Raw genomic sequence first — 7,360 nt, 5'->3', positions numbered from 1 at the left:
CCGTGGATCAGGGCCTCGGCGTTGTAGGGGTGGCCCGCGGTGATCAGGGGCAGGCTCGTGACCGCGTCGCGCAGCCGCTCGTACGCGGCCTCGGCGAGCGGGCACAGGTCGGCGGTGGCCGCCGCGGGGGTCAGCGGGACCTCGCTGGCCAGTACGGCCACGCTGTCGGCGACCGCGTGGAAGCGGGCCGAGCCGAGGGCGTCGAGGGCGGCGGAGTGGGCGCGGGTGCGGGCCAGGGTGAGCCGGCGGTCGAGCAGCGCGCCCGCCTTGGCGGCGCCCACGGTCAGGTTGCCCTTCGCGGCGTTGTCCGAGGCCCGAGGTGCCGTGGACTGGGTGGGGAACGCCGAGGCGCCCGACAGCCGGTTCAGCGCCTTGACCAGGCGTTCCAGCCGGGCCGCGTACGCGTGTTCGCGGGCCAGGGTGCTGGAGAGCCAGGCGAGTTCGGGGCGCAGGGCCTCGGACCAGTCGGCGTCGAGCAGCGGGCGGAAGGTGTGCAGGGTGCCGCTGATGCGGCGGGCCGAGCGGCGCAGGGCGAGCGCCGCGTCGGCCGACTCCTCGACACCGTGCGCCGCGCCACCCGTTTCCCGCTGGGTGCGCAGCGCACGGAGGAACTCCGTGGCCCGGGCCCGCAGATAGCCCGCGAGGGCATCTGCGAGGGGGGTGCCTCCCTGCTCGAGCGAAGTCGAGAGTTCGGGGGACGGCCCGGCCGCGGGGTCCGTGGGGTCAAGGTGTTGTGTTGCCACGCCGGCGCCTCCGGGCGTCTATGAGCATCTCCTGGACGTTCCGCAGAGGGTGTCCCTCGCCGTCCGTCGCGTGCCGGGTCCACTCGCCGTCCGGGCCGAGGTGCCAGGAGGCGGTGGAGTCGGACGTGCCCGTCTCCAGGAAGCGGTTGAGGGCCGCCCGGTGGGCCGGGTCCTTGACGCGCACCATGGCCTCGATACGGCGGTCGAGGTTGCGGTGCATCATGTCGGCGCTGCCGATCCACACCTCGGGCTCGCCGCCGTTGGCAAAGGCGAAGACCCGGGAGTGCTCCAGGAAGCGGCCGAGGACGGACCGCACCCTTATGTTCTCGGACAGGCCCGGGACCCCCGGCCGGACGGCGCAGATGCCGCGCACCCACACGTCGACCGGGACCCCCGCCTGCGAGGCGCGGTACAGGGCGTCGATGATGGCCTCGTCCACCATCGAGTTGACCTTGACGCGGACGTACGCGGGCCGGCCGGCGCGGTGGTGCTGGACCTCCTTGTTGATACGGGAGACCAGTCCGTCGCGCAGGGACTTGGGGGCGACGAGGAGACGGCGGTAGGTCTCGCGGCGGGAGTAGCCGGACAGCCGGTTGAAGAGGTCCGAGAGGTCCGCGCCGACCTGCGGGTCCGCGGTCAGCAGGCCCAGGTCCTCGTAGAGACGGGCCGTCTTGGGGTGGTAGTTGCCCGTGCCGACGTGGGAGTAGCGGACCAGGGCGTCGCCCTCCTGCCGGACCACGAGCGACAGCTTGCAGTGGGTCTTCAGCCCGACCAGGCCGTACACGACATGGCAGCCGGACTCCTCCAGCTTGCGGGCCCACTTGATGTTGGCCTGCTCGTCGAAGCGGGCCTTGATCTCGACCAGGACGAGGACCTGCTTGCCGGACTCGGCGGCGTCGATCAGCGCGTCGACGATCGGCGAGTCACCCGAGGTCCGGTACAGGGTCTGCTTGATCGCCAGCACGTTCGGGTCGTTCGCCGCCTGCTCCAGGAACGCCTGGACCGAGGTGGAGAACGAGTCGTACGGGTGGTGCAGCAGGACGTCCCGCTCCTGCAGCGCCGCGAAGATGTCCGGCGCCGACGCCGACTCGACCTCGGCGAGGTCCCGGTGGACGCCCGCGATGAACTTCGGGTACTTCAGCTCGGGACGGTCGAGCTTGGCGATGCCGAAGAGACCCGTGAGGTCCAGGGGACCCGGCAGCGGATACACCTCGGCCTCGGAGACCTTCAGCTCGCGGATGAGCAGGTTGAGGACGTACTGGTCGATGGACTCCTCGACCTCGAGGCGCACCGGCGGCCCGAAGCGGCGCCGCATGAGCTCCTTCTCCAGGGCCTGGAGCAGGTTCTCCGCGTCGTCCTCCTCCACCTCCAGGTCCTCGTTGCGGGTGAGCCGGAAGGTGTGGTGCTCCAGCACCTCCATGCCCGGGAACAGCATTTCGAGGTGTGCCGCTATGACGTCCTCGATGGGCACGTACCGGTTCGGCGACGCCTCCATGAAGCGGGACAGCAGCGGCGGGATCTTGACCCGGGCGAAGTGGCGGTGGCCGGAGACCGGGTTGCGCACGACGACCGCGAGGTTGAGCGAGAGGCCCGAGATGTACGGGAAGGGGTGCGCCGGGTCGACGGCCAGCGGGGTCAGGACCGGGAAGATCTGGTTCTTGAAGAGCGTGAAGAAGCGGGACTGCTCCTTGTCGGTCAGCTCGTTCCAGCGGACCAGGTGGATGCCCTCCTCGGCGAGTGCCGGGGCGACGTCCTCGTGGTAGCAGGCCGCGTGCCTGGCCATCAGTTCGCGCGAGCGGGCCCAGATCATCTCCAGCACCTCTCGGGGCTGGAGCCCGGAGGCGGAGCGGGTGGCCACGCCCGTGGCGATACGGCGCTTCAGACCGGCCACCCGGACCATGAAGAACTCGTCCAGGTTGCTGGCGAAGATCGCCAGGAAGTTCGCCCGCTCGAGGAGGGGCGTGGTGGGGTCCTCGGCGAGCTCCAGAACACGCTCGTTGAACGCGAGCCAGCTGCGCTCCCGGTCGAGGAACCGGCCCTGGGGCAGCTCGGCGCCGCCCTGCGCGTCCTCCTCGTACGCGTCGAGGTCCGCGTCGAGATCGGGTTCCAGGTCGGAAACCACGGCGGCCATGGTGTGGGGGCGGTGGGCGGCGAGGGAACCCACGGAGGGCTGCACGTACTGGACCTCTGCCTCTGCGTTCTGCTGGCTCATGGATCCATTGTTCCGCGCGGCCAGGAAAACGGGCGCGTCTGCGGTGACTGGCGGGAGCGCGGCGGCAAAAAGGCCGCCCCCCGGGACCTGCCCGTTGGGTGCGGGAGGCGAGGGCTCGGGCACGGCGGGGTTCATTCACCGAGCGTCGCAAGGCCGTCTGAATCGCCGGTTAAGGAGACATGACGTGCGGGATATCGCGGGGAGGACCGCAGGGGGTTACCTCAGGGGTCCAGGAGGCGGATGGCCTTGCCCCGTACGGCACTTGGCGCGCCCGCCGGACAGGCCCCGGGCCTCGCCGGTACGCCCCTCCCCCCCCGTGAGGGGCGTACCGGCCGGGGGTGACCCGTAGGCCGTATGGCCGCGGGCCGTGTCGTACGGCCGGTCAGTCCGTACGGCCGTGGAGGAGGGCGAACGCGGCGAGGGCGGCCGTGGCGGCGAGGGCGAGGAGAATGCCGGTCTCGGCGAGGTGCGGGGTCCAGTACTTCACCAGGTCCTCCTGGCGGTAGTACTCCATGACCTGGTTGACCAGCGCCATCACGGCCACGGAGACGCCGAGTGCCGGCAGCGTCCGGCGGAGCGCGAGGGCCGTGACCGCGCCGACGGCCAGGGCGCACAGGGAGTACGCCACCATGGCCGGGCCGCGCGCCACGAACACATGGTCGGACGTCCAGTCGCTGTCCAGCAGCTCCGGGTGCGCCGACCAGGCCCAGCGGAAGGCGAGCACGAGTGCCGTACCGCCGACCGCCAGGGCCAGCGCGGGCACCGCCAGCTTGGCGGCCAGCCAGCGGCCGGGCGTCACGGACTGGGTCCAGGCGAGCCGCACGGTGCCGTACTCCAGCTCGCGGCCGAACAGCGCTCCGCCCGAGAAGGCGGCGACGGCGAGGAACGAGTAGCAGACGGCCGTGCCGACCAGGCCGATGCGTTCGTTGTAGATGATCACGGCGTGGATGGTGCAGGGGCTGTGGCGGAGGCACCCGTCCAGCTCGCGCAGCGCGGCGTCCGCGGTGCCCACCTCGTTCCACACGAGGACGGCGATCATCAGGGCCACGAAGGCGCCCCACACGATCAGCGCCGTGCGGTGCAGCCGCAGCACCGTCCAGGTCAGACCGCGTGGTCCCGGTACGGGTCTTCCGGTGGCGGGAGAGGCGGGGAGCGCGGTCATACGGCGGCTCCGGTACGGCGCCTCAGCAGCCAGAACGAGACACCGGTGACCACGGCGGCGAGGGCGAGGACGATGCCGGTCTCCACCAGCTGCAGGGGCCAGAAGTGGGAGGAGGGGTGGAAGTCGCGGTAGTAGGCGACGATGTCGCGCTCGGCCAGGCACGTGTCGCGGCTGCCGCAGACCGGGGGCGGGACGCGGGCGCCGGCCGAGGTGAGGGCGCCTTCGGCGACGGGCATGCCGGTGGCGGGCGGGGATTCGTTCTCCCTGGTCACGGTCACGACCGGCCACAGGTGCGGGCGCAGTACCGTGAGGCCGTAGACGATGACCGCCAGACAGCCGCCGCCGATGCCGAGCGCGGGCAGGGAGCGCCGGGTGAGCAGGGCGGCGAGGGCGCCGGCCGCGAGGCCGAGCAGGGCGTAGGCGATGCCGACGACGCCGTTGGCCCGGAAGGCCGAGTCGACGTACCAGTCCCAGTTCATCCACCGCCTCAGCTCGTCGTTCGACGTCCACACCAGACGGTGCAGCAGCACGAGCAGGGAGGTGCCCAGGACGAGCAGGACCGCCGGGGCGGTGAGCTTGGCCAGCAGCCAGCGGGTCGGGGTGACCGACTGGGTCCAGGCGAGTTCCGCGGTGCCGCTCTCCAGCTCCCGGCCGATCAGCGCGGCCCCCGCCCAGAGAGCGGCGAGGAACGGTACGAGGGTGACGGTCAGCGAGCCGAGGGACACGGCCCTGCTGTACACGTCGTACGAGAGGCCCGTGTAGTCGCAGGTCCGGTTCGGGCCGGAGTAGGCGCAGCGCATCATCCGGTACTCGGCCCAGGCGCCGTCGGCCCCCGGGCCGTACGCCCACAGCAGCGCCCCGCCGGCCACGGCGATCAGCAGCAGCCAGAACAGCAGCGCCGCGCGGTGCAGGTGCAGCATCGCCCAGAGGAGGCCGCGTGGCCTGAGGGAGCGGTGGTGGGCGGAGGCCTCTGCGGGCGCGGCCGACACGGCCGTCATTTGGCGGCCTCCTCGGCGTCGGCGTCGGTCTCGTCGGTATGGGTGTCGTCGCTGTCGCTGTCGCTGTCGGTGTCGGTGTCGGCGTCAGTCCCGGTCTCACCGGTGAGCGTGAGCTCGGGGGCCGCGGGGGAGCGCAGATGGGCGATGACCAGCTCCTCCAAGGTGGGCTCGGAGGTCTGCCACTCGGCGTCGAGCGGCCCGTTCGGCCGTATGAGCGCGGTGAGCTGGCGGCCCGTCGTACGGGACTCGACGACCGTGTGCGGGCCGAGGTCGCCGGCCCGGCCGGTGACCAGGACATGCGCGGCGAGGAGGTCGTCGAGCGGGCCCGCGAGGCGGACGCGGCCGCCGCCCATGAGGAGCAGGTGGTCGCAGGCATCCTCCAGCTCGGCGACGACATGCGAGGACATCACGACCGTCGTGCCGTTCTCGGCGGCGTCCGCCATCAGCACGCCCATCAGCTGGTGCCGGGCGAGGGGGTCGAGGTCGGCCATCGGCTCGTCCAGGAGCAGCAGTTCGGGCCGCTTGCCGAGGGCGAGGGCGAGGGCGACGCGGGTGCGCTGGCCGCCGGAGAGGTTGCGGATCCGGGCGTGCGGGTCGAGGCCGCCGCCCGCCACGATCGGCTCGGCGACCGCCGCGTTCCAGCGCCCGGGGTTGAGCTCGTGGCCCAGACGCAGGGTCTCGGCGATGGTGAGCTGGGGGTACAGGGGCTTGTCCTGCGCGACGAAGGCGAGGCGCTCACGGGCCGCCCCCGGATTCGTACCGAACACCGTGACCTCGCCCTCGGTGGGCACCAGCAGTCCGGCCACGAGGGCGAGCAGGGTCGACTTGCCCGCGCCGTTGGGTCCGGCGATCGCGCAGACGCTTCCCGCGGGCAGCTGGAACGTGCAGTCGAACAGCGCCCACTTCCCCCGCCGTCCGAACTGTCTGCCCAGGCCGGCCGCCTCGATGGCGGTGTCGGTCATTCCGTGTCCCCCTTGCGGTGGTCGTCCGTGAAGTACTTGTCGAGTACGGAGGTGAAGAGCGCTGCCGCGTCCTCCCGCTCGAGCCCGGCCGCGAGGGCCCGGCCCGCCCAGTCGTCCAGTTCCGCCCGCAGCGGGGAGTCGGCGGGGGCGCTTCCCAGTGACTTCCGTACGAACGTGCCGAGGCCGCGGCGTGCCTCGACCAGACCCTCGCGCTCCAGTTCGCGGTAGGCCTTCAGGACCGTGTTCGGGTTGATCGCCGTCGCCTCCACCACCTCGCGGGCCGTGGGCAGCCGGTCGCCAGGCTCCAACAGGCCCAGGCGCAGGGCCTGTTTGGTCTGCTGGACGATCTGGACGTAGGTCGCGACACCGCTGCGCCGGTCGATGCGGTACTCGACCACTCGAGCAACCCCCCTTTCACTAATTGAGTAGTGAAAGGGTGATGCAAAGAAGGGGCGGCGTCAAGTCGCCGCCCCTTCCAGGGAGTTCCTGCCTGCTGGTGGGGTGTCAGGTCTCCGTGCGGTACATCAGGTCCGTCTCGTGGGTGGCGAAGCCGAGCCGTTCGTAGACGCTCACCGCTGCCTTGTTGTCGGCGTCGACGTAGAGCATCGCCGTCGGCAGGCCCTGGGCGGCCAGATGGCGCAGGCCGATGGTGGTGAGGGCCTTGCCGAGGCCGCCGCCCTGGGCGCCGGGGCGGACGCCGAGGACGTACACCTCGCCGAGCTGCTCCCGGGCGTGGACCTTGGTCCAGTGGAAGCCGATCAGTTCCCCGCCGCGCTCGGCCAGGAAGAAGCCGGACGGGTCGAACCAGGGCTCCGCCTTGCGGTCGTCGAGATCGCGCTGGGTCAGCGAGCCCTGCTCGGGATGGTGGGCGAAGGCCTCGGCGTTCACCGCGAGCCACGCGGCGTCGTCCTCGCCGGGCACGAAGGTGCGCACGGTGACGCCCTCGGGGAGCGCCGGCTCGGGCGGGTCGAAGTCGGCCAACGGCAGGCGCATCTGGCGCAGTTCGCGGAACAGGGTGAGGCCGAGGACCTGGGACAGGTGCCGGGCGGCGGAGTGCCCGCCGTGCGCCCAGACCCGCAGCCGCTTGCCGGACTCGGCGAGCAGGGCGGCGCCGAGGGCGCGGCCGTGACCGTGTCCGCGGTGGGCGGGGTGGACGACCAGTTCGGCGGCGGGGGCCTCCACCGGGTCGGTGTCCTCCAGTTGGGCGTATCCGGCGAGGGTGCCGTCGAGGGTGAGCAGCAGATGGCGTACGCCTTCGCGGGGTTCTCCGCGCAGTTGGAGGC

General features: G+C 72.0%; 7 protein-coding genes. All 7 read right to left on the bottom strand.

Going from position 1 to position 7,360, the window contains the following annotated elements:
• On the bottom strand, positions 1–743 hold a 743-nt coding region (locus FNH04_RS37770; RefSeq protein ID WP_322725012.1), incomplete at its 3' end, for a CHAD domain-containing protein.
• Positions 724–3,090 (bottom strand): RNA degradosome polyphosphate kinase, encoded by a 2,367-nt coding sequence (locus FNH04_RS37765; protein ID WP_194236948.1) that lies wholly within the window; start codon positions 3,088–3,090, stop codon positions 724–726. The genes FNH04_RS37765 and FNH04_RS37770, both read right to left, overlap by 20 nt.
• Positions 3,091–3,337: 247 nt before the next feature.
• Positions 3,338–4,117 carry a hypothetical protein gene (locus tag FNH04_RS37760; RefSeq protein WP_228031844.1) on the bottom strand — a complete coding sequence of 260 codons (780 nt, stop codon included), beginning with the start codon at positions 4,115–4,117 and terminating at the stop codon, positions 3,338–3,340.
• Entirely contained in the window at positions 4,114–5,115 is a 1,002-nt protein-coding gene (locus FNH04_RS37755; RefSeq protein WP_152790349.1) for an ABC transporter permease, read from the bottom strand. Before FNH04_RS37755 ends, FNH04_RS37760 begins: the two co-directional genes overlap by 4 nt.
• Positions 5,112–6,077, bottom strand: a complete 966-nt coding sequence (locus FNH04_RS37750; protein WP_152790348.1) for an ABC transporter ATP-binding protein — start codon at positions 6,075–6,077, stop codon at positions 5,112–5,114. Before FNH04_RS37750 ends, FNH04_RS37755 begins: the two co-directional genes overlap by 4 nt.
• Complete coding sequence (locus FNH04_RS37745) at positions 6,074–6,475, bottom strand: GntR family transcriptional regulator (protein WP_322725009.1); 402 nt, start codon at positions 6,473–6,475, stop codon at positions 6,074–6,076. Before FNH04_RS37745 ends, FNH04_RS37750 begins: the two co-directional genes overlap by 4 nt.
• A 106-nt stretch (positions 6,476–6,581) precedes the next feature.
• Positions 6,582–7,360 (bottom strand): mycothiol synthase (gene mshD, locus FNH04_RS37740; RefSeq protein WP_152790347.1); only part of this gene is annotated, 779 nt, incomplete at its 5' end.

Origin of the sequence: Streptomyces phyllanthi (assembly GCF_009377205.1) — a bacterium.
Lineage (GTDB): Bacteria > Actinomycetota > Actinomycetes > Streptomycetales > Streptomycetaceae > Streptomyces > Streptomyces phyllanthi.
This window is presented reverse-complemented; position numbering and strand designations above follow the sequence as displayed.

Excerpts from the sequence above, each read along its gene's own strand:
- FNH04_RS37760 (WP_228031844.1), bottom strand. The coding sequence starts at position 4,117 with ATGACCGCGCTCCCCGCCTCTCCCGCCACCGGAAGACCCGTACCGGGA.
- FNH04_RS37755 (WP_152790349.1), bottom strand. The coding sequence starts at position 5,115 with ATGACGGCCGTGTCGGCCGCGCCCGCAGAGGCCTCCGCCCACCACCGC.
- FNH04_RS37750 (WP_152790348.1), bottom strand. The coding sequence starts at position 6,077 with ATGACCGACACCGCCATCGAGGCGGCCGGCCTGGGCAGACAGTTCGGA.
- FNH04_RS37765 (WP_194236948.1), bottom strand. The coding sequence starts at position 3,090 with ATGAACCCCGCCGTGCCCGAGCCCTCGCCTCCCGCACCCAACGGGCAG.